The organism is Blautia sp. DFI.1.216 (genome assembly GCF_020594215.1).
Classification (GTDB): domain Bacteria; phylum Bacillota; class Clostridia; order Lachnospirales; family Lachnospiraceae; genus Blautia_A; species Blautia_A wexlerae.
In genome coordinates this window covers 1-21265 of the sequence record NZ_JAJDML010000008.1, presented here as the reverse complement: position 1 = coordinate 21265, position 21265 = coordinate 1, and the positions used below count along the sequence as shown (strand labels likewise).

22 protein-coding genes and 2 pseudogenes are annotated in these 21265 nt (G+C 40.7%); 19 read left to right on the top strand and 5 right to left on the bottom strand.

The window, feature by feature from the left end; all coding sequences use genetic code 11:
- The first annotated feature begins 14 nt into the window (after window positions 1–14).
- The 16 genes and pseudogenes from LJE11_RS04815 (at window position 15) to LJE11_RS04740 (ending at window position 15212) form a co-directional block, all read left to right on the top strand.
- The gene (locus LJE11_RS04815) at window positions 15–344 is read left to right on the top strand and encodes a winged helix-turn-helix domain-containing protein (RefSeq protein WP_025578809.1); all 330 of its coding nucleotides are present in this window, start codon (window positions 15–17) and stop codon (window positions 342–344) included.
- 186 nt (window positions 345–530) lie between these two features.
- Window positions 531–1139, top strand: a complete 609-nt coding sequence (locus LJE11_RS04810) for a hypothetical protein (protein ID WP_227295600.1) — start codon at window positions 531–533, stop codon at window positions 1137–1139.
- A gap of 355 nt (window positions 1140–1494) precedes the next feature.
- Complete coding sequence (locus tag LJE11_RS04805) at window positions 1495–2127, top strand: PBECR4 domain-containing protein (RefSeq protein WP_161275799.1); 633 nt, start codon at window positions 1495–1497, stop codon at window positions 2125–2127.
- 95 nt (window positions 2128–2222) lie between these two features.
- Window positions 2223–2432 (top strand): hypothetical protein, encoded by a 210-nt coding sequence (locus LJE11_RS04800; RefSeq protein ID WP_161275800.1) that lies wholly within the window; start codon window positions 2223–2225, stop codon window positions 2430–2432.
- Between the two features lie 249 nt (window positions 2433–2681).
- Window positions 2682–3038, top strand: coding sequence for a helix-turn-helix domain-containing protein (locus LJE11_RS04795; RefSeq protein WP_117467681.1), 357 nt, complete (start codon window positions 2682–2684; stop codon window positions 3036–3038).
- Window positions 3039–3064: 26 nt separating this feature from the next.
- Window positions 3065–3520, top strand: coding sequence for a sporulation initiation factor Spo0A C-terminal domain-containing protein (locus tag LJE11_RS04790; protein WP_117843860.1), 456 nt, complete (start codon window positions 3065–3067; stop codon window positions 3518–3520).
- A gap of 639 nt (window positions 3521–4159) precedes the next feature.
- Window positions 4160–4705 carry a recombinase family protein gene (locus tag LJE11_RS04785; protein WP_025578821.1) on the top strand — a complete coding sequence of 182 codons (546 nt, stop codon included), beginning with the start codon at window positions 4160–4162 and terminating at the stop codon, window positions 4703–4705.
- Between the two features lie 26 nt (window positions 4706–4731).
- Window positions 4732–4959 (top strand): DUF6870 family protein, encoded by a 228-nt coding sequence (locus tag LJE11_RS04780; protein WP_161275801.1) that lies wholly within the window; start codon window positions 4732–4734, stop codon window positions 4957–4959.
- 150 nt (window positions 4960–5109) lie between these two features.
- The gene (locus LJE11_RS04775) at window positions 5110–6777 is read left to right on the top strand and encodes a recombinase family protein (RefSeq protein WP_161275802.1); all 1668 of its coding nucleotides are present in this window, start codon (window positions 5110–5112) and stop codon (window positions 6775–6777) included.
- Window positions 6770–8461 (top strand): recombinase family protein, encoded by a 1692-nt coding sequence (locus LJE11_RS04770; RefSeq protein ID WP_161275803.1) that lies wholly within the window; start codon window positions 6770–6772, stop codon window positions 8459–8461. The genes LJE11_RS04775 and LJE11_RS04770 overlap by 8 nt, the downstream gene beginning before the upstream one ends.
- Complete coding sequence (locus LJE11_RS04765) at window positions 8451–10025, top strand: recombinase family protein (RefSeq protein WP_161275804.1); 1575 nt, start codon at window positions 8451–8453, stop codon at window positions 10023–10025. The genes LJE11_RS04770 and LJE11_RS04765 overlap by 11 nt, the downstream gene beginning before the upstream one ends.
- 135 nt (window positions 10026–10160) lie before the next feature.
- Entirely contained in the window at window positions 10161–10631 is a 471-nt protein-coding gene (locus LJE11_RS04760; RefSeq protein WP_161275805.1) for a hypothetical protein, read from the top strand.
- Window positions 10625–11371 carry a hypothetical protein gene (locus LJE11_RS04755; RefSeq protein WP_161275806.1) on the top strand — a complete coding sequence of 249 codons (747 nt, stop codon included), beginning with the start codon at window positions 10625–10627 and terminating at the stop codon, window positions 11369–11371. The genes LJE11_RS04760 and LJE11_RS04755 overlap by 7 nt, the downstream gene beginning before the upstream one ends.
- A 49-nt stretch (window positions 11372–11420) precedes the next feature.
- Window positions 11421–11918 (top strand): DUF4314 domain-containing protein, encoded by a 498-nt coding sequence (locus tag LJE11_RS20740; protein WP_412384076.1) that lies wholly within the window; start codon window positions 11421–11423, stop codon window positions 11916–11918.
- 73 nt (window positions 11919–11991) lie between these two features.
- Window positions 11992–12558, top strand: a pseudogene (locus tag LJE11_RS04745) (ABC transporter ATP-binding protein); the annotation flags it as partial.
- Window positions 12552–15212, top strand: coding sequence for an ABC transporter permease (locus LJE11_RS04740; protein ID WP_008707471.1), 2661 nt, complete (start codon window positions 12552–12554; stop codon window positions 15210–15212). The pseudogene LJE11_RS04745 and the gene LJE11_RS04740, both read left to right, overlap by 7 nt.
- 128 nt (window positions 15213–15340) lie before the next feature.
- On the opposite strand, the gene LJE11_RS04735 is transcribed toward LJE11_RS04740, so the two are convergent.
- From LJE11_RS04735 to LJE11_RS04715, 5 genes are all read right to left on the bottom strand, one after another.
- Window positions 15341–16045: a DUF6040 family protein gene (locus tag LJE11_RS04735; protein WP_044952226.1), complete on the bottom strand. Its 705-nt coding sequence runs from the start codon at window positions 16043–16045 to the stop codon at window positions 15341–15343.
- Window positions 16023–17744 (bottom strand): MobA/MobL family protein, encoded by a 1722-nt coding sequence (locus LJE11_RS04730; protein ID WP_227295599.1) that lies wholly within the window; start codon window positions 17742–17744, stop codon window positions 16023–16025. The genes LJE11_RS04735 and LJE11_RS04730 overlap by 23 nt, the downstream gene beginning before the upstream one ends.
- The gene (locus LJE11_RS04725) at window positions 17701–18072 is read right to left on the bottom strand and encodes a hypothetical protein (RefSeq protein ID WP_015529843.1); all 372 of its coding nucleotides are present in this window, start codon (window positions 18070–18072) and stop codon (window positions 17701–17703) included. Before LJE11_RS04725 ends, LJE11_RS04730 begins: the two co-directional genes overlap by 44 nt.
- Window positions 18072–18386, bottom strand: a complete 315-nt coding sequence (locus LJE11_RS04720; protein WP_006859613.1) for a hypothetical protein — start codon at window positions 18384–18386, stop codon at window positions 18072–18074. The genes LJE11_RS04725 and LJE11_RS04720 overlap by 1 nt, the downstream gene beginning before the upstream one ends.
- Before the next feature lie 140 nt (window positions 18387–18526).
- Complete coding sequence (locus LJE11_RS04715) at window positions 18527–18757, bottom strand: helix-turn-helix domain-containing protein (protein WP_004843519.1); 231 nt, start codon at window positions 18755–18757, stop codon at window positions 18527–18529.
- A 171-nt stretch (window positions 18758–18928) separates the two neighbouring features.
- Between LJE11_RS04715 and LJE11_RS04710 the strand changes: the two genes are divergently transcribed.
- From LJE11_RS04710 to LJE11_RS04700, 3 genes and pseudogenes are all read left to right on the top strand, one after another.
- Complete coding sequence (locus tag LJE11_RS04710) at window positions 18929–19558, top strand: helix-turn-helix domain-containing protein (RefSeq protein WP_015529844.1); 630 nt, start codon at window positions 18929–18931, stop codon at window positions 19556–19558.
- A gap of 86 nt (window positions 19559–19644) precedes the next feature.
- Complete coding sequence (locus LJE11_RS04705) at window positions 19645–20940, top strand: tyrosine-type recombinase/integrase (RefSeq protein WP_006859611.1); 1296 nt, start codon at window positions 19645–19647, stop codon at window positions 20938–20940.
- Window positions 20941–21183: 243 nt separating this feature from the next.
- A pseudogene (locus LJE11_RS04700) lies at window positions 21184–21265 on the top strand (MarR family transcriptional regulator); the annotation flags it as partial.

Below are 21265 nucleotides of genomic sequence, written 5' to 3'. Positions count from 1 at the left end.
ATAGAGGAAGAAAAATGAGAAATGTTTTTCCAGAATATAAATCTGAAATTGTATTAGGAAATGGTAAATTTCAACTTGATCCCATGTCATATACTGTTATTTATGAAGGAAAAGAAATCAGCTTAGCTCCCAGGGAATTTGAAGTTCTGTATCTTTTAGCCCAAAGGCCAAATTGGGTTATTCCAAAGAAGAATATCTATTGTTCGGTCTGGGGGAGTAATTATTATGATGATCAGATTCCGTACAAAACAGTGGAACATGTAGTATGGAAGATACGAAAAAAGATGGGGTATGATATTATAGAAACATTGATCAATGTAGGATATAGACTAAAAAAGATGTAAAGGCGAGATAGTGTGAGTAAAAGTTTGTATATTCTGATTGAATTTTTGGGAGATACGCCATATAATATTGGCAACTATAAGAAGGTGCGTACATACGTCATTTGACTAAATATCACGTTGTAACTAGAAATTGAGATAAACCCTTACAGAGCTTTTGTGGATAATCCAAAGAAAAGGAGGCTGACTATGAACGTATATGAAGAAATAGATCAGGAAACAATGATGTTGCTTTTAGATTCCTTGTGTAAACGGACAGTGGAGGGAAAACAGATATGGGAAAATATGGAGTATAATCCTATTTCCTTTTTACAGAAAGATATTTATGAAAAAGAAGGTACCTGTATATCACAAATGTTTGAAGCAACGACAGTGTTCAATAACATTGAATATGAATTAGAGCTTTCAGAGTCAATCGAACTTCCTTCTGGCAAAGGAGATATTTTTGGAACAATTTCTTATGAAACAGAAGACGGAAAAGAGAATACGTATGATTTCTCTTTGTCTTTTGATGTAGAGAAATATGATGATGCGAATGCGGAAGAATTGCAGGGGATTTTTGGGAGCTCAATCATTGTACAGTTTACAGATGCAATAGTGGGAATATTTGAAAATTCAGATGCGGTAGCTAAGGGATTTGCTTATGCAAGATACTATCATCAAACAGGAATTGATTCGGAATGGGAAACCAATCCTCTTGTGAAACTTGGTGAGAAACTGATGCAAGAGCACGCAATGCTGGATTTTCATAAAATAGTATTGGATACAGATTATAGAAGGAGATTATTAAAACAGTAATTAACGTGATAAAACAGGATACAAATTTGGGGAAACTATTGATATTTCTTAGGGTATCGCATATAATATAGTTAAGCCAAAAGGTTTCGTGTAGCGGCACGTAAAAGCTGTACTGTGCCCGGGCAGGGTAATTACTGGGACTATTTGATACTCGGAAGGGTATTACGCCCACACCAGGGAGATACGGTGAGTCCGCGCCGGGGACTCAATGATACCGGCGACATTTTAGACATTCGGAAGGATGTCGCGGCTGACAGCCAGCATAAAACCGCTTTTTAAGATTATGGGCGCTGGATAACAAAAAAGTTGTCCAGTGCTGTTTTTTTATACTATAGTGATGATTGGGAAAAGATAGATGGGAAAACAACAGGATAGAGAGAAAATTGTACAGGAGATTAAAGTGGCTGCTAATCTGTATAGGAAGCATTTAGTAGGTAAAAGATTTCTATATGTATTTGAAGGCAGATATATTGAGGTGCTTTATAAAGCTGCCAATTTTAGGCACTTGACAGGTGTGGCCACGAACCTTTCAGCAAAAAAGTTTTATAGTTATGCAGCAAAAAAGATGCTTCAGGCTTCGCAGATATTTTTTACACCGCAGCACCCTTTTTCATTGTGTAAGCGTAAGATTAAGCATATCGGACAGATTGCAATGCTGGCTGGCTCAGAAGGATTTATGCTGGAAGAGATTGTCACAGACACGAGAACTTATAAGTTTGGCACAACAGATCTTAATTTTACTCTATGCTTAAATAAAGAGTATGATGATAATGGGCAGCAAAAGGGCGATTGCTTTGTAGTAGAATCGCTGCGAGATGAAGATTGCTTTTCTAAAAGTAGAACAGCATATACAGTAACTCATATTTTTTCAGCGCCGAATGATGCGAAAAAATATACAAATTTATTGTTTTTAGATGAAAATGCAACGATAGACGGTCTTCCAGATGAAATTAAAAACATGCTGGATCAAACTTTATTACATAAATAAAAATGGAGCGTACAGGTCTTGGCGTATAGAAAATACTGCAGGATCTTCTTACGAAAGAATTTTTTAAGATATGAGAGAAAAGAGGTGCTTTCTATATGGCTACATCAAGTATCCTTACAGAGCTTGTGATTGAAGACCCCAAAAAGGCAGAAGCATTTATTAACGCACTGGAAATGTCCAGTCAAGATCCAGTATGCAGCCCGTCTGCCCCGTCCATTCCCATATTAGATAGTGTGGAAGAGATACGGAGGTTCCTGGAAAGAAAAAAACAAGTAAGCCTATGTATTGGCAAATATCTTAGATGAATAGAAGCTATAGGAGAGGAGTCGATATGTGACGTTCTCTCCTTTTTTATGCCTAAATGAAGAGATAATGCAGTGCTTTTTCGTAAATGGTGCAAAAATCGTTTTCAACTCGTTCAGATATAATAAATCTCTAAAACCAAAAAAGGAAAGAAATGGTAATGAAACTGGGAAATCTTGCCTCCATAGTCCATTACCAGGGAAAGGATTTGTAATTATAATAGAGCCTGTAATCAACGAGGAGATAAAAGAATGCAGAATGAACTTTATATTGTAGCAGATGCTATAAAAGCCTTGCGGGAATCCAGGGGACTGACTCAGGAGCAGCTTGCAGAGAAAGCGGATATTTCTGTATCCCATCTGGCCAAAATCGAAACACATGCCAGAGCTATGGGTATGAAAACCTATATCCGGCTGTTGGAAGCTATGGATATTCCCATAAAAGAACACTTTATACACATGGGGACAGCGAAAAAAGATATGATGCTGAAAGAAAAAATCTGGTATCTGGTACAGGATTGTGATGAAAGGGAAACTAGCCTTTTGATTTATTCCATAGAGGGAATTAAGAAAGGGCTAAAGAAATATCAGCAAGACAGCAGGAAGTGAGAATACAGATAGGGAGGAAAAGGGAAATGTTATCAAGAGAAAAGGTGGAAGCAGTATTATTTAAAATGGGAATGCCTGCCAATGTAAAAGGATTTGGTTATATCGTAGACGGTGTTTTGCTTCTGGAAGAAGACAGCAAGATTAAAACGACATATCTGTATTTTAAGGTGGCCCAGCAACATGGCACGACAGGACAGAGGGTAGAACGGGCAATCCGTCATGCGTTTGATATTGTCCGAAGTTGCAGAGGTGATTATGATGTGGTGAACCATTATATCGGTTTTATCAACTGTGCCAATTCCCCTTCCTTATCCATGCTTACGATGAAAATACGGGAAGAAGCACTGGAAGTACAGGAACCAAAACCGGAAAAGAAAGAAGAAAATGTAATTACAGGAATTACCGAAGCCCGGCTTCTGGAGTTAATGCGGCAGGCATACACAGAATTCTGGGCAGATATGATTATCCGGTTAAAGAAATAAAGAGAAATGCAGACAGAAAACAGTCTGCCAAAACACATCAGGGTTATGGTGTCTTTTGGCAGGCTGATGTTTTCAGCCGGAGAGAACCTTGAAAACTGAATATCGGTATGGTGATATTTTTTTGAAACAAACGTGTCATTTCTGACGCTAAAATATAGAAATATCTTAAAGGACACAAAACATTTCGGCACATTCTATTTTGTGTGATGCAGGGTCATGAGCTGTGCGAAGATACATTTGTCCGCAGTGGCAGCAGGTAAGGCAGAAAAGAAGCGGATCAAACAAGGAATCGTAGAAGATGAAGGAAAAGTGTGAGCAGCGCCCAGACATAGGCTGTTGGTGGCAGGCAGCCTGAAAGCCGAATGATAATGATACCTTTGCATAAAAACACTGCAACCAGGGTAGCGTCTGGGACATGCTGTAGCGAGAAAGGGGGCTGCAGGGTGTCAGGCGGCCAGCCGGGCCGGTCCTACATGCTCCCGTTCACACCGGGGTGAGAAAATGAAAAAATCATGCTGGCAGGGAAAGCCCTGCCGGTATGGTGTGTGAAACAGGTTCATTTTAGGGCTATGGGGAAACAACAGGTTTCCTTATAGCCCTGGAATGAAAACAGGAGCAAAAGAAAGAGGAGGCAGAGCAATGAAGAGAGAGAGGTTACAGAAACTGTTTTCAGAAGATAAAGAGATCTTTCAGGGAGGAATGCTGTTTCCTACATGGATCTGCAAAGGAAAAGAAGAGATAGAAAATAGGAATATTCCCCAGCGTGCGGCAGTGTATCTGGATATTCCCATTCCCTGTGCCGGGCTTTTGTATTATGAAAAAGAAAAAAGCCTACATTACTGTGAACAGCAGACATACCAGGTGGTTACTTTGTTGGAAGGTGTAGGGTGTGATTATTCCATAGAAAAAGAAAACTGGCAGAGGCTGGCAGTGCTTGCACGAAAAGGCATGATTGATGTGATTGTGGTATCCGGACTCAGCAGGTTATCCTATTGTCCGGAAGAAATTTTACAGACAATGGAAATGCTCCAGTCTTTCCAGGTACAGATAGACTGTATCGGTTATGGGATTTTAGATTATGCCAGACTGAAACAGTATTTAATGCACACCTGGGAGAAACAGGAACAGTTTGAGCAGGAGTTAGATGCGTATCTGTGCAGCTGCTGTACTAGGGAAAGGATATAATGCTCTCGCGGGCAGAACTGCTGAAGATGAGGGAAATGACATTTGAGGACATTGACCCGAAAGAGATACAAGATGTAGAGAAACTGAATATTGATGTAAAAAAGAGCAAACCGGAGAAGATCCGGGAAATCCTGGAGTCCGGAAAGAACCCTTATTTTCTGAAATATAAGGGGATCACCATAAAGATTGGGTTTGCTTCTACCAACCGTACCATAGAGGAAGCCATGCAAAGCCTTGTGCAGATGAAATGGTAAAGCCACGACAGGGATAGGGAACAAAGCGGATTGTTGGCAGATTACAGGGTGGACAAACCTTCTGGACTATGGTAGGATGATGGCAAGGACCCAGTAGCCTCTATCATTTAGGGAATCGGCTGACGAATCTAAATGATAGGAGCGAATACAATGAAAAATCAAATACTTAAAAAAATCTATCGTGCGGTTGTTTACCTGCGCCTTTCTGACGAAGATGGTGATAACAGGGAAAGCGACAGCATATCAAACCAGAGGATACTAATCCATAGCTTCTTAAAGAGCCACCCTGAAATTCAGGTGGTAAAAGAATGTGTAGATGATGGATATACCGGCACAAACTTTAACCGCCCCGGTTTTCAGGAAATGCTGCGTATGCTGGAAGAGGGGAAAGCAGACTGTATTATTGTCAAAGACCTTTCCCGTTATGGAAGGGACTTTTCCGGTGTTTTACAGTATGTGGAACGTATCCTGCCGAAAATGGGTGTGCGCCTGATCCTTGTCAATGACAATTATGACAGCCTCACGCCAAATCGTGATTTCCTTACCCTGAGATTTAAAAGTTTAATCAATGACCTTTATCCTGCGGATACCTCCAAAAGTGTGCGCTCTCATTTGTATGTCAAAATGACAGCCGGGCAGTGTGTAGCGCCTTTTGCTTTTTATGGTTATCTGAAATCCGAAGAGGATAAACATAAGCTAGTTATGGACGAAGTGGCTGCTTCTGTTGTACGGGATATTTACCACATGAAAATGCAGGGCTGCAGCCTAACGGATATATCCGAAGAATTAAACCGGCGTGGGATCTTGACGCCTCTTCGGTATAAGCAGGTATATTTAAAACAGAAATTAAAGACAGGGTTCCGCTTGACGGAAAAACCGGTCTGGATGCCAACTATGGTACGCCGTATCCTTCTTGATGAACGCTATACCGGAGTGCTGATACAGGGAAAAACAACAACGCCAAACCATAAAGTAAAGGTTGTGATCCACAAAGAGGAAGCCGAGTGGATACGGTATGAAAATGCCTTTGAGCCGGTTATCAACAGACATCAATATGAAGTGGTAGGCAACCTGATGAAAATGGATACCATGAGGGGTGCAAAGGGGCTGGCGCTTCTTTCCGGCCTGGTAAAATGTGGGGACTGTAAAGAAAGCATGGTACTGAAAAGCCCGGATAAAGTCCACCACTATTATGTATGTTCGACTTCCCTTTATGAAAAGCAGTGCAGTTCCCATAGTATCAGTGAGAAAAAACTGGTAGGAGCTGTGACAGAGGCAATCCTGCATTATATTTCTGTTCTGGTGGAGCTGAAAGAGATACTGGCGTATGTAAAAACTGCCTCAATCCCAAGACAGCGGCTTTTGGAAGAAGACAAAAAACTGGAGATGCTGGAAAAGGAGAGCCAGAGGATTTTAAACATTAAAGTAAAACTGTATGACAGTTTTGCAGAAGAAATCCTGGACCGGACAGAATTTGAAACCTTCAAAGCAAAGTATGACCAGTCTTTAGAGGAAATCCGGCAGGCAATGGAGTGCCAGCAAAGGGAAATCCGAAACTTGCAGGAAACCCTTGAAAAACAGCAGGAGTGGCTGGAATATTTTCTGGAATACCGGGACCGGACGGAAGTGGACCGCTTAATGCTGGTAAATCTGGTCAAGCGGATTGAGGTATATGAACAGAAGCGCATTATCATTCATTTTTGGTTTGAAGATGAATTTGAAAAGGTATTGGGACTGCTGGAAACGGTAAACAGGGCAAAGCCGGACCGGCGTGTGGAAGCCTTCCTGAAAGGAAAGGGGGCGGAAGCAAGTGCCTAAGGTAAGCAAAAGAGGACAGAGAAGACAAAGCAGCAAGCCAGAAGTTAAGTATCTGAGAACCTATATTTATGTAAGGCTTTCCGAAAAGGACGGAGGGCATGGCAGAAGGGATTCCATTTATATCCAAAAACAGATCTGTGAAGACTACGCAAAGAAACACCCGGAAATGCTGGTGGTAAAAGTCTATGCGGATAATGGTGTGACAGGTACAACGTTCCAAAGGGACGCATTTGAAGAGTTGATGGAAGATGTGGCAAATAAAAAGGTTGACTGCATCATTGTAAAGGATTTTGCCCGTTTTGGAAGGGACGCCTTAGATGCTGTAGATTTGATTGATGTGATTTTCCCAACCTTAAATATCCGGTTTGTTTCCGTTATGGACGAATATGACAGCGCAAACCCAGCTTGTGTAGAAAACAGGACCACCAATATTTTGAAACACTTTATGAATGATTATTATGCCAGGGAAGTTTCAGAGAAACTGGTACAGGCGCACCGGCTGTCCAGGGAACGGGGAGAGTTTTGGGGTTCCAGACCTCCTTATGGATACCAAAGAGCAGAGGAAAACAGTAAGAAGCTGGTGCCGGAACCAGAGGAAGCAGAAATAATCCGGCAGATTTTTTACTGGTATGTGTTTGAAGAAATGTCAAGCTATGATATAGCAAGGGAACTGAATGGCAGAAAGGTATTAGGACCGGAGGACAGCTACCAGAAAAGGAAACAGGGAAAGGAGCCGGAAAAAAGGCGGTTATGGAGATCAGACGGTATCAGGAAGATTTTACAGAACCCCGTTTATATAGGTGCTGCTGTTTATGGGAAAACAAAACAGATGCTTGCGCAGAATATTCCCCTTCAGATGATACCAAAAGAGCAGTGGGAAGTGTGTGAAAATGCCTGGGAAGCAGTTGTGGAACGGGCGATTTATGAGAAAGCACAGGAAATTGCAAAGGAACGCTGGAAAGATACGTTGGATAACTGGGCTGCAAACCCAAAAGAAAAACAGGGGGCAGATGGCCCTTTTAAGGGAAGGATTTTCTGCGGGCATTGCGGAAGACGTCTTGGAAGGAGCAGGAGCGGAGGCAATGAGAAACACAAATATATGGTTTATAAATGCCCTTCCTTTTCCCTTACCGATCATACGGAATGTTTCCGGACGGTGAATGAAATCTACATCAATCAGGCAGTCAAGGCAGCACTCCGCTACCAGATCCAGCTTGCTGTAGAAAGTAAGAAAACCTATGGTGCAGAGTTTTATCAAAAGCTGGAGCAGGAGGTAGCAGAAAAAATAAAAAATGCCAGACAGAAGTATGAGAAATATGGAAGAAAACTGGAAACCTTGTTTGAGCATTATGCTACCGGGCTGTTGGACTGCAAGGAATATCAGGAGATTAAATCAATCTATCAGGAAGAACAGCAAGCAGCCAGGCAGAATATGAAGCAGATACAGCTTCGTGGACAGCACCTGTTAGATCAGGTGAAGGCAAGAATGGATTGGACAGAGGAACTTCTAAAGTACCAAAGATTTCAGAAGATAGAGAAAGGAATTGCGGACCGTTTTATTGAAAAGATTACGGTATATTCCAAAGACTATGTGGAAATCGTGTTCTGGTTTGGGGATTTATTTGAAAAGGAGCTGGAAAAAGAACTGGACAATATGGAAGGAGGTCTTCCGTATGCAGTGTGATTTTGTTTTTGCTTATCTGCGTCTTTCCAGAGATGATAAAGAAAAAATGGAGGAAAGCAACAGCATTAAAAATCAGAGGCTTTTAATTCAGCACTTTGTAGAAAACCAGCCGGAGTTTGCAGGGGCAAAGCTTTTCTTCTTTGTAGATGACGGTTACAGCGGTACAACGTTTGACCGCCCGGAATTTAAGCGCATGATGGGGCTGATTACCAGGAGAAAACGGATCTGTATCATTGTCAAAGATTTGAGCCGCCTGGGAAGGGATACCATAGAAACACAAAACTATATCGAAAAAATATTTCCGTTCCTTGGGGTGCGTTTCATTTCAATCAATGATTTTTATGACAGCAGCCAGAAACCTTCCGAAAGAAAGGATACGGAGATTAAATTTAAGAACCTGATCAATGGGATTTATCCCCAGATTTGTTCCGACAATATCAAAAAAGTTATGAGGAAACAGGCTGAAATGGGACAATATCATGGTTCAATCCCAACATACGGATATTGCTTCCATGACGGTGTTCATACAAAACTTCATCTGGATATGGAGGCAGCTTCCGTTGTAAGGGGGATTTTCGACCAAAGGTTGGAAGGAAAGACCTATGCAGACATTGCCAGGGACCTGAATAAAAAAGAAGTTGAAACACCTACCGTATATCTTCAAAGGAAAGGCTGGGCGCCGGAAGCAAAGAAATCTGTGAAATTCTGGGACGGAAATTTAGTAAAGCTGATTTTGTTTAATCCGGTTTATGCAGGACTGACGGTAAGAGGGAAAACAGAAACCAGGGTTCCGTCAAAAAGAGAGTACCGATATATTTCAAGAGAGGATTGGATTTGCGTAAAAGGAGGACACGAAGCGATTGTAACGGAACAGGAGCTTCAGGAGATCCAGGACATGGTACAGAAGGACAGAAAATATCATGGGTCTACACCGTCTTCTGAGAATATTTTTGCAGGCTTGATCCGTTGCGGGCATTGTGGTCGGAAAATGCGGATACGGACAGAATACAAAGAAAAGCCGATTTATTGTAAAAGTGTTACGACAGCCCCCAATGCTTCCTGTTATCCAAAGAAATATAAGCAGAAAGAGTTGGAAGAACTGGTGCTAATTATGATAAGACAGCAGGTAGCCCTTGCAGAGGATACCATAAAGCAGTTAAAGAAAGCCAATCAGACTTTGAATATTCCGAAACTCCGATATCGAAAAAAGCAATATGAAAAGAAGTTGGCACTTTGTAAACAGGAGAAAATGGAACTGTATGAACAATATGCAGAAGAACAGATTTCCCTGAAGGACTACCTGGCACGAAAACAAACTTGTATGGAGAAAATAGCAGCTTATCAGCAAAAGATACAGGAGATAGAAGCAAGAATTTTAAAAGGGGAGGAGGAAAAACAAAAGGAGAAATCAGAAGGATTACAACTTTTTGTAAAATATCAGGGATTAGAAGAGCTATCTTATGAAGTTCTGCATGAGCTGATTGAAGTCATAAATTTTTATGATCCGGAACATATTGAAATTGTATGGAAATACAGGGACGAATTTCTGGAAACAGCAGGATAAAAAAGAAAGAACCAGGAGAGCTTATTGTCCTGGATTCCAGTAAAGGAGATTTCATAAAAGAGGAGGAAAACGCTGCGGTGTCTTCCTCTTCTTTGTATTAGGAGAAAATTTGGCAAAGAAGATGGGGGAAGAGCCATGTATCTTGAAACATATTCTATGGAAGAACTGATGGAACTGATAGAAGAGAAAGGGTATTGCTCTGTGGAGGCAGTAGAAATCCTGAAAGAAATGGAACAGGCAAAAAAAGGGTATGATTTTTTACTCCGGGATTGTGAGGAAAAGTCCTGGAAAACAGACCAGGTGGTAGTTGATTATTACCGGCATCTCTTAGAAGAATTGCGGAAAGCGTTGCCCTATGATGCTATGGGAGGGCAGCACACGATTCCGATTTTGGTGTTGCAGGAGTTCCGTAAACCGGACATTGTAGAAAAAATCAGGGATTTTATTGGTTGTCCGGCTGGATTTTCCGATCATGCTCTGTTACAGGAAATACAGAAATTTATGACCGTACATCTGGACCCGCAGGGAATTATCCTCTATATGGACGTATTGGGAAACCAGCCGGCGGCAAGGAATGTTTACAAACAGGGAGGACAAATGTGGTAAAAGAAAGAGTATTAGCAGTTCCAGATACAAGCATTTTTATTGCAGAGTTGCCGGAAGCAACCAGAAATATTATACGGAAAGATTTAGAGGAACATGCAAGGGAACATCATTACCGACTGGAATGGGACCGGGAAAGTAAGGATTATGTGGCAATGAGCCGGAGATTTTGCGATATGGAAAACATTTATACGGATACATATCTGCATTTCTGCGAGACAGGGGAAGATATAGACCCCTATGAAAAAAGCCTGAAGCGAATTGTTTCTATCAGGTTGTATCAAGATGAGGTAGAAGAGCTCTGTAGGAAGTCTGGAAAAGTTGGGCTATCAATTGGTGAACTGTTTGAAAACTTTGTTGCAGATTTGATTTGTGGTACACATACCAATGGTTCTGATGAACGCATGTATATTGAGCAATGGTTTGATCGGTGCTATTTCAGTATTATGCCAGAGGAAACATTTTTATCTTATCTGCTTGAAATGCGGGAGATAGACAGAGTTTTGGAATGCTGGGAAATCTTGCAGGAGTTGAAGGAACTGGAAGAGCCGGATTGTTATGATAAAGAGGAACTGGAGATACAGCAGAACACTTTGGAAGAATATTTTCAGGAATATAGAACCTATACAAGAGAACCGGTAGAAGATCAGTTGGAAGCTGCTATGGAAAAGGTGCTGGAATGGAATAAAGAAAGAGAGCATTTATTGGAGGGAAATGTTCCAGAGAAATCTTTGGGACGGTAGCCGGATTGGAGAAAGGAAGAAAACAGTGATAAGTAATGCGGAGAGAATTGTGTTAAGAAATATGTACCCACCGGGGTGTCGGGTAGAGTTGGAAGATATGGAGGCTGATCCGTATGTAAAACTGAGTCCCGGTGATTTAGGAACCGTACAGTTTGTAGATGATGCCGGACAGATTCATGTATCCTGGGATTGCGGACACAGCCTTGCTATGGTATTTGGTGTAGATCATTGCAGATGTATTATGAGAGAGGAACGTTTGCAGGAGATATTACAAAGAGTACAGGCTATGCCATTTGAGAGTTTGGAAAAAATGGAACTGTATATTACAGAAAAATTATCCGAGGCTTTCCCTAAAATCAGCTTTCAGGAGAAAGAAGGGCAGGAGGTTCTTGCGGATATGGGAGTTGCTGCATTTATGAAAAAAGATCTTGGTGTGGCAATTCAATATGAAACTGACAGTCAGCAGCACATCTTCATAAAAAAGATGGAAATGCAAGGACAGGAGTTGGAAAGGAAAAATTCTTTTCCAGTACAGAAGAAGCGATAAGAATGGTTTCTTTTAATTGCAAAAATCGACAATTTTTTTTGGATATTACTTGACAGGATAGGGCAAATCTACTTGTCTTAATTTAATCGGTGGTCTGGATAATCCGACAAGTGGACAGATTTTTATAAAGAATAAAGAGATTGGTTCTCTTTCAAGAAAAGAACTGACGATTTTCCGTAGAAGAAATATAGGGTTTGTATTCCAGAATTATAGTTTAATGCCTGTGTTGAATGTGTATGATAACGTGGCATTGCCGGTTACATTTGACTGTGGAAAACATATTAACCGCAAATATATCGAAGAATTGTTGCGGGAACTGGGCATTTGGGAGAAACGCAAGAAATATCCAAACGAATTATCCGGCGGTCAGCAGCAAAGAGTTGCAATCGCCAGAGCTTTGGCAAATAAACCGAGTATCCTGCTTTGCGATGAACCGACAGGTAATTTGGACTCAGCCACAACCATTGAGGTTATGGGGTTATTAAAAACGAGTTGTCGTAAGTACAATCAGACGATTCTCATGGTAACGCATAATGAAGCCATTGCACAGACTTGCGACAGAGTAATTCATATTGAAGATGGTCAGATTGTTACAGGAAAGAGAAGATTTCCGGCAAAAGGCGGTGATGTCGTATGTTAAAGCTGGCATGGAAATATATGCGGTATTACAAGAGCCAGACATTTGCAATTTTTGCGAGTATTTTATTAACAGCATCATTGCTTTCCGGGATTTCTTCTTTGATTTACAGCAGTCAGAAAAGTGATCTGGCGAACAGCAAAACTATTTACGGAGACTGGCATTATTATATTGAAACGGATAAGGAACTTTTTAATTCTGTAGAAAGCGGTGAGAAAGGAAAAGGATATACGCTGGAACAGTGTGGAAAAATGGAAATCCGTGACGTTGTGGCAGAAGAATTTATGATCTGTTTTATCCATGCCGATGAAACTTATCGTCAAATGGCACACAGAGACTTGTTGGAAGGAACATTCCCTGAGAAAGAAAATGAAATTGCAGCGGATGGATTTGTGCTTAGTAATCTTGGATTTTCAGGGAATTTAGGAGATTCCCTTCGCATTGGTGAAAAAGAGTATATTGTTACTGGTGTTCTGAAAAGCGAATGGGCGGCAAGTTCCAGTGAAATGGAAGTTTTTGTAAGTGATTCTTTTAAAGGTCGAGGAAGCCAGACGTTTTTATATCTCAGTTTTAATGAAGATGAGAAGTTATATAAACAGTTGGATGCTTTTTTACAGGAACATAAATTATCTTCTGAATCGGTAGCAGAAAATGATGAAGTAATACAGTATCTTGGCGGAGAAGCACCAAGCAGCATTTCTGAAATCGTGAAATTTGGTCTGTTTGAAGAAGAAGGAAACTTCACTTATATCGTTTTGAAATTGCAGAGCGACTACAATCTGGCTTACAACGGAATGATTTTCCTGTTATGTCTGTTCAGTCTTTTCGTAGTTTACAGCGTATTCAGTATTTCTGTATCGAAGAGAACTTCTGAGTACGGAATATTACAGACATTAGGTATCAGTGAAGCGCAGATTGGTGGCACCTTACTTTTGGAACTTTGGACGTTATTTTTCATTGGATATCCGTTAGGATGTCTTTTAGGAAATGGTGTTTTAAGCCTTATGTATCAGAAATTTAGCGGTGTATTTGGTGGAAAAGGAATCAGTGGAGCAGGGAATGGTCTTTCTGTTGCGGACCATACGTTAGCAGAAGGAGAAAATACAGTAGAGTTTTTTGTTTCAAAGGAAGCTGTTGTGTTTGGTTTTGTATTTCTACTGATTTCGTTAGCACTCGTTGCCTTTCTCGTGGTTCGTTCCATGCGGAAAGATTCGCTGAAAACTGTGATGAGTGGAGATACTTCTTTTGTAAAAAGAAGAAAAATATACGCTATGCGAAATGTTAATATGGCAAATGTAGTGGTGCGGAAATTCATGTTTGCCAATAAACGAAAGGTAATAGGGATTTTATTATCCTTGTCTATCGGCGGTTGCATTTTCTTATGTACCACCTATATGGTAGAAAATTTGAAGGTTCACGCAGAACTTTCGCTGATATCGGATGATGGGCTTGGTTCTGAGTACCGTATTTCTTTAAAATCTGACTCGCTGAAGGATACGATTCCGGAGGCGGTAGCAGATAAGATTAAAAACATGCCGGAAACAGAGAATGTATATGCGACAAAGTATACGATGGGGGAATTACAGATTTCCAAAAACGAATTTTTGTCAGAAGAAGAATGGAGTGACTATTTCAAATATCAAAATCAGGAGCCGTATTATATCCAGAGATATGATGGGATCTGTAAGCAGCAGGAAGATGGAAATTATCGGATTAAATATAATGTGTACGGTTACGATGAAGCGATGATAGAACAGCTTCGGGATTTTATTCTGGAGGGAGAGATTCAGCCGGAAACAATAAAGAATAATAATCAAGTGATTGTGACGGCGAATATGGACGGTCAGGGAAATTACTTTTTTTATGGAAAGAAGCCGGGCGATACCATTACTCTTCGAGTACCAAAGACAGAAAACTATACAGATGAACTGTTAAAATTCCAAAGTGGCGAAGAAAACTATATTGAAAAAGAGTTTGAGATTGCGGCAATCGTAAACAGACCGTTGGCGCAGGAGAAAGATTTTCTGAATACAGAAGTCTGGAAAAATGCGCAGAGTGTGATTATGACAGGCGAACAGATGGAAGAAAACTTTGGAATTACAGATTATAGTTTTATCAATGCATCGCCGGCTGATAGTGCGGATGCAAAGATCGTGAGCAATCAGTTATTACAAGTAATCCGAGATGTTCCCAAGGCAGTATTGCAGGATTATACGACCGCAATTGCAACACAGAAAGGTTATCTTGGACAGCAGCAGATCTTCTTTTCCAGTATTGCAGTGATTCTGCTGATTATCAGCCTGTTCCATATCGTAAACAGCATGAGTCATACGATTCTGACCAGAAGAAGAGAGTACGGGATTATCAGAGCAATAGGGATTACGGACGGCGGATTTTACAAGATGATTTTACAGACAGGTATTCTGTATGGATTGTTGGCGGATGTATTTATCTATCTTATTTATAACAGAGTTCTTCGCAGAGTGATGAATTATTATCTGGCTCATGTGCTGCAGTTTTTACATTATACTACTAATATTCCGAATCTGGTTCTGAATGGAATTATGGTGCTGAATGTAGTGATTGCAGTAGTGGCAGTAATGTTTCCGGCTTGGAAGATGGGAAAAGAGAATATCATAAGTGAGATTAGAAGATAGATTTATAATCAGGATTTTTAGAATTTCTTTAGTGGTTAGTATCATTGGATATAGCAATAGAATTAGAGAGAATACCCAATCTTTATAAGTAACCAGAGGGCGACAGTAAAATACTGCCGCCCTTTCTTTTATCGGTTTGTCCAGTAAAGAGTGTTCAGATAACACCGGATTCCAAGATATATTCCCTGTATAAATAATAAAAGAAACAAAAGATTTATGGGCATTACTTTTTTGATTGATTCTCCAAAATAAATGATGACAACAGCACTTGTCAGTATCATTAGTAGAGTAATAACATCCCAACAGTTTTTCTTATATAATTCTATAATCTTTATTTCTATCAGTATCGCAAGTATCCCTGTTCCTGCTACGTATATTCCAACAACTAATATCAGCAATAACCAATATATGATTCCGGCTATAAACGCATTGGGAATTTTTGTACTGATCTGTGCCACAGATTGCCCAGCATCAATCGTCCATCCGATAAAAGTTTGTATGAATGACGCTGCATCATGGAAGAATGATTTACAATCGGAAAGGAGCACATCTGACTGTACTGCCTGAAAAAGAGTGGTTGTCAGCGAATACCATGCAAGAAGGAACAAGGTTGTTTGGAACATTACCGTTTTTGCTTTATATTGTCCTGCAAGTCGCTCTTTTTGTGTTTCGTATTTTGCTTTTGCATTCTGATAGTCTGTCCGGTCACAGGCTTCACATTTTTCATAGAGTACCGGCTTTTCTACCGGTATCTCTACGATTTTCTGATGTGTCCGGGCATAATCCCGTTGTTGTGTTAAGCATCGTATTTTATCTTGACATTCCCCGATCATGACGTTTGCGCTTCGCAGCTTCTCTTTCTCGATCTGCAATGCTCTGTCTGCCAGCTTCAAGTCGTTCTTTAATGCTTGAATATTCCCGGCTTTGTTCTCTTTGTTTAATTTCTCGTTCAAGGTCAGAGATTCGCTGAGCTGCGTCTTCAGTTCCTCGATAAGCTGGTCTTTCTGTTCCAGTTCTTCTTGTATCTCCTCGGTCAAGAGCAGAAGTTCTTCCAACTGTTCGGCGTTCTTTGATTCTCTGGATTCGTTCATCTATATCACGTCCTTTCCTTATTTGCTGTTCCAGTTCAGCAATTCGGTGTTCTGTTTCAGCAATAAACTGTTTTCGCTGTTCAGAGTCTGTGCCAATTTCTGCCATTACTGATTTTCGTTTTCCAAAAGTTCTATCTTCGTTTTCTGTTCTTCCATCTTGGAAAGCAGTTCCTCGGTATTTGGCAAAATGTTGAGCAGCTCGGATAACTCGCTGTTTAATTTTTGCAATTTCTGATTCTGTTCCTGCATAAGAGAGAGTTGGGTGTCCCGGTTCTGCATTTCCAGAATCATTTCTGCCATTAAGGTCTGCTGTTCTTCGATTTGCCCAATCATGGATTCCATTAAGGGTATAATTTCCCGGCTTTCTTCTAATGTCATTTAATCGCTCCTTCCATAATGATAATGCACCCGATACTTTTCCAAAGGTGTCCAGTATCTTTTGCAATAACGTGTTTTGTTGTTTTATGATTTGATTTTCCGCTACTTTCCACGAACCTTTTATTTCCTGCCCGGCAAGAAACTTTTGTTCAATCTTTCTTGCGTCAGCGCCTTCATGGATGGTAGGAATCTGGAGTTTTCCCTGTTTTTCATAAGAACGGTGATCGACCTGATTATGCAAAGGAAGATGTTCATTACACACCTTTGCCCATTCACTCCGCCACAGTTCACAATTTTTTGGATTGTTCCATCCGGTAGCATCGGTCAGCACCCGTTTCCATTGCAGGCGGTTTCTTGCACCCATCTTCTGAATTCCGTTTTCGTCTAATACAGGGATACGGATTCCATGACGGTCAGGGTTTTTCTTATCCTGCCACCAGTTCGGATGGGATTCATCAATCACGATATTTCCGTTTTTATCTCTGAGAAAATCCCAATCCTTGACTTCTTTCTTTCCCCAAGAATGATCCGGGTTAAAAGGACGCATAGTCAGAAGCAGATGGACATGGGGGTTGCCATCCCCTTTATCGTGGATACTCCAATCAGCACACATTCCTCTATCTACAAAAGTTTTTTGAATATAGTCAGTTGTATATTGAATTTGTTCCTGTCTGTTCCATTCTTTGGGAAGGGCAAATTCAAATGACCTGCCAAGTTGGGCATCTGCATTTTTTTCAATCTTCAATACCTCATTCCATAACCTTTGTTTCTGAAATGTGATTTTAAATTTTTCTAAAGCAGCTTCTTTATCTTCTGATCTTTTGTATCGGACAGATTTTTGAAAGCGTTTTATATTTTCTTCTGGTACTATCTGCCATTCAGGAGGTGCGTTTTCACACATCATCAGCCGAGTGTAGACCACTTCTTTTTTAGAAGTGTAATAACTGATTCTCCCGGTTTCCTCGTTTTTCATCACATCCCCATTGAGATATGCGGAAGCGGAGATAACAGATTTCCCTTTACTTCGTCCGACTATTTTGACTGTGTAATGAAAAATCGCCATGTCTGGATTCCTCCTTTCTGCACATCCGGCATAGATTTCCGGCAACATTGCTTTCGGTTTTAGGAAAAGCAGCATTGCCGGAACGCCCTCTGCGTAAGAGTGCCCTGCGCATAGCAGCCTGCATGGAATGCGCCTCTCTGGCGAAGAGTGCCTCCTGCGGCATGAGCAGGTCTGGCTGAAAGCCCCGCCGACGGAACGAGCCCGGCAAGCGTGAACGCAGACCGGTTGCCACTTGTGGCAAACTTATTGGGACGACCTCTGGTTGTCCATAAGTGCGCCCTTCATGAAAAAGCAATGAAGGGAATGAAAAACTCATCCCCTCCGCCATTACACTTCCTCCATATCGGTATTGACTTCTTTCTGCATTGCCTTTGAGAAAAATTTCCCGTTGGCTTCCTGCCTTTTCAGAAAACCAATCAGCTTTGGGATGTCTTCTTCCTCAATAGGCGCACCGAGAACGGATTCCACCGCACCGCCAATCTGACAGAGCCTATGGGTTCGTTTTTTACTTTCTTCGGCTTTCTTTCGCTTCAGAAGTTCTTTCTTCTGTGCCGCATATCGTTTCGCCTTTTCAAGGCTTTCCTGCTCTTTCTTTTCCATTTCAAGCATTCGTGCTTCATAACTTTTTGTTGATTTTGCCATTCTTACATTCTCCTTTCCTTCACAAACATAAGTTCTTGGTTGCGTATCAGAAGAAGCACATGGTATAATCTTCTTGCGTGTAGGTATATCATGGCTTCGGTCTGATAGAACCTTTGGCGGTTTCTTGGGAAGCCGCCTTTTTAATTTGCCGCAGTTCTTGTTACGGCTTTTACATTTCCTCTATCCCTCAAATCACGACCTTCATTCGCTTCCATAAACATTTCCAGAATATCGGTTTTAATCAGGACTTTACGACCAACCTTTAATACCGGAAGTTTCTTCCATTCTACAAGCTGTCTTAAGGTGTTTCTGCCGATTCCCGTATAGTCGGCAGCTTCTTCGATGGATAATGCAATTTTTCTTTGCGTCATATAATCACCTCCTTATAAATTGCATTATGCAATTCCTGTGATGTAAGTATATCCTTTTCACATCTTTTTGTCAAGCGTTACGAAATGTTAAAAATAAATATTGCATTGCATATTGCAATTTCGGAAAAACAATGCTATAATTCATACATACCGAAAAAGGAGGCAGTCAGCATGAAAGATAAAGAATTACGCAAGCTGATAGGCAGCAGAATAAAACAGCGCCGTCTGGAATTGAATCTGACACAGCCTTATGTCGCAGAGAAGATGGGAGTTACCGCTTCTACAATCCTGCGTTATGAGAATGGTTCGATTGACAATACGAAAAAAATGGTGCTGGAAGGTCTTTCGGAAGCACTCCATGTATCTGTGGAATGGCTCAAAGGGGAAACAGATGAATATGAAACCGACATTACGGATAAGAGAGAATTACAGATTCGTGATGCGATGGGAGATATTCTGGAACAGTTACCGCTTGCCCTTACCAAAGAAGAAGATGCTTTTTCAAAAGATTTATTACTGCTGATGTTAAAACAATATGGTCTGTTTTTGGATTCCTTCCAGTTCGCCTGCAAAAACTTCAAGGGAAATGCTGGTCAGACGGATATTGCCAAAACAATAGGGTTTGAATCGAATGAGGAATATAATGAGATTATGTTCTTAAGGGAAATCACTCATACCATCAATGCTTTTAATGAGATGGCAGACATTGTAAGGCTCTATTCCAAGAAACCAAAAACAGCAGAACAAAGGCTTGCAAATCTTTTATCAGAAGTCTTATACGAAGATTCCGAATCGGTATAGTAAGACAACCGGAGTTATGATATACTTACACGCACGAAGCATTTCATCAGTTCCGATTGTCTAATATCGAAAGGAGACATACGATTATGGCAAAAGGATCTGTAAGAAAAAAAGGAAAGAAATGGTACTACCGCTTCTATGTAGAGGACGCAAGCGGCAATCTTGTTCAGAAAGAATGCGTTGGAACAGAAAGCAAAAGTGAAACTGAAAAACTGCTCCGTCAGGCAATGGATGATTATGAGAAAAAGAAATTTGTTGCCAAAGCGGATAATCTCACAGTCGGACAGCTTTTGGATGTGTGGGCAGAGGAGGAATTAAAAACAGGTACGCTCAGCAATGGTACGGTGGAGAATTACCTCGGAACAATCCGAAATATTAAGAAACACCCATTGGCAGAACGTAAACTGAAAAATGTAACCTCTGAACATTTGCAATCTTTCTTCGATTTGCTTTCCTTCGGGGGAGTTCATCCCGATGGAAAAGAGAGAAAGGGTTACAGCAAAGATTACATCCATTCTTTTTCCGCAGTCATGCAGCAATCATTCCGCTTTGCAGTATTTCCAAAGCAGTATATTACGTTCAATCCTATGCAGTATATTAAACTGCGGTATCAGACGGATGAAGTGGATTTGTTTTCTGATGAGGATATGGACGGAAATGTCCAACCAATTTCACGAGAAGATTATGAAAGACTGCTTGCTTATCTGCAAAAAAAGAACCCAGCCGCAATACTTCCAATCCAGATAGCCTATTATGCCGGGCTTCGTATTGGAGAAGCCTGTGGTTTGGCATGGCAGGACGTAAATCTGGAAGAACAATGCCTTACCATAAGACGCAGCATCCGATATGATGGCTCAAAGCGCAAATATATCATCGGACCAACCAAGCGGAAAAAAGTAAGGGTTGTTGATTTTGGAGATACACTGGTAGAGATTTTCCGTAATGCCCGGAAAGAGCAGTTAAAAAATCGAATGCAGTACGAAGAACTTTATCACACGAACTACTACAAAGAGGTCAAAGAGAAAAACAGAGTGTACTACGAATATTATTGCTTAGACAGAACGCAGGAAGTCCCGGCAGATTATAAAGAAATTTCTTTTGTCTGCTTAAGACCGGATGGTTGTCTGGAACTTCCGACTACTTTGGGGACGGTATGCAGAAAGGTGGCAAAAGCATTAGAGGGATTTGAAGGCTTTCATTTCCACCAGTTACGTCACACCTATACAAGCAACCTTTTAGCAAATGGAGCAGCCCCAAAAGATGTACAGGAATTGTTGGGACACTCAGATGTCAGTACCACAATGAATGTCTATGCTCACTCCACAAGAGATGCGAAACGAAAATCGGTTCGGCTTCTTGATAAAGTGGTAGGTAATGACTAAAAAAATTCCCTTATTTCCCTTGTGATTATCTCATAAGGGCAAAAATAAGGGAAACTACATATCATTTCACTAATGGACAGGCGGAAAGGCCTGTAAAATGGGGAAAGTTAGAGGAATAATTATATAAATTCCAGTTTGGAGAATTGAAAAAAAACGGAATTTACCTATTAAGACATATAAACTGTTGACAATAAAGCTCCTATATAGTATGTTTTTAATAAACTACTATATAGGAGCTTTTGTATGGAAATGAATGGAGGATTTCTTGTTACCAAAATAAAACAGCTTGGAGACCGGATTTTCGAGAAGATTCTCAGTGAAAAGA

Coding starts and splice junctions, on each gene's coding strand:
- LJE11_RS04815 (WP_025578809.1), top strand. CDS start 15: ATGAGAAATGTTTTTCCAGAATATAAATCTGAAATTGTATTAGGAAAT.
- LJE11_RS04810 (WP_227295600.1), top strand. CDS start 531: ATGAACGTATATGAAGAAATAGATCAGGAAACAATGATGTTGCTTTTA.
- LJE11_RS04805 (WP_161275799.1), top strand. CDS start 1,495: ATGGGAAAACAACAGGATAGAGAGAAAATTGTACAGGAGATTAAAGTG.
- LJE11_RS04800 (WP_161275800.1), top strand. CDS start 2,223: ATGGCTACATCAAGTATCCTTACAGAGCTTGTGATTGAAGACCCCAAA.
- LJE11_RS04795 (WP_117467681.1), top strand. CDS start 2,682: ATGCAGAATGAACTTTATATTGTAGCAGATGCTATAAAAGCCTTGCGG.
- LJE11_RS04790 (WP_117843860.1), top strand. CDS start 3,065: ATGTTATCAAGAGAAAAGGTGGAAGCAGTATTATTTAAAATGGGAATG.
- LJE11_RS04785 (WP_025578821.1), top strand. CDS start 4,160: ATGAAGAGAGAGAGGTTACAGAAACTGTTTTCAGAAGATAAAGAGATC.
- LJE11_RS04780 (WP_161275801.1), top strand. CDS start 4,732: ATGAGGGAAATGACATTTGAGGACATTGACCCGAAAGAGATACAAGAT.
- LJE11_RS04775 (WP_161275802.1), top strand. CDS start 5,110: ATGAAAAATCAAATACTTAAAAAAATCTATCGTGCGGTTGTTTACCTG.
- LJE11_RS04765 (WP_161275804.1), top strand. CDS start 8,451: ATGCAGTGTGATTTTGTTTTTGCTTATCTGCGTCTTTCCAGAGATGAT.
- LJE11_RS04760 (WP_161275805.1), top strand. CDS start 10,161: ATGTATCTTGAAACATATTCTATGGAAGAACTGATGGAACTGATAGAA.
- LJE11_RS04740 (WP_008707471.1), top strand. CDS start 12,552: ATGTTAAAGCTGGCATGGAAATATATGCGGTATTACAAGAGCCAGACA.
- LJE11_RS04735 (WP_044952226.1), bottom strand. CDS start 16,045: ATGATCGGGGAATGTCAAGATAAAATACGATGCTTAACACAACAACGG.
- LJE11_RS04730 (WP_227295599.1), bottom strand. CDS start 17,744: ATGGCGATTTTTCATTACACAGTCAAAATAGTCGGACGAAGTAAAGGG.
- LJE11_RS04725 (WP_015529843.1), bottom strand. CDS start 18,072: ATGGCGGAGGGGATGAGTTTTTCATTCCCTTCATTGCTTTTTCATGAA.
- LJE11_RS04720 (WP_006859613.1), bottom strand. CDS start 18,386: ATGGCAAAATCAACAAAAAGTTATGAAGCACGAATGCTTGAAATGGAA.
- LJE11_RS04715 (WP_004843519.1), bottom strand. CDS start 18,757: ATGACGCAAAGAAAAATTGCATTATCCATCGAAGAAGCTGCCGACTAT.
- LJE11_RS04710 (WP_015529844.1), top strand. CDS start 18,929: ATGAAAGATAAAGAATTACGCAAGCTGATAGGCAGCAGAATAAAACAG.
- LJE11_RS04705 (WP_006859611.1), top strand. CDS start 19,645: ATGGCAAAAGGATCTGTAAGAAAAAAAGGAAAGAAATGGTACTACCGC.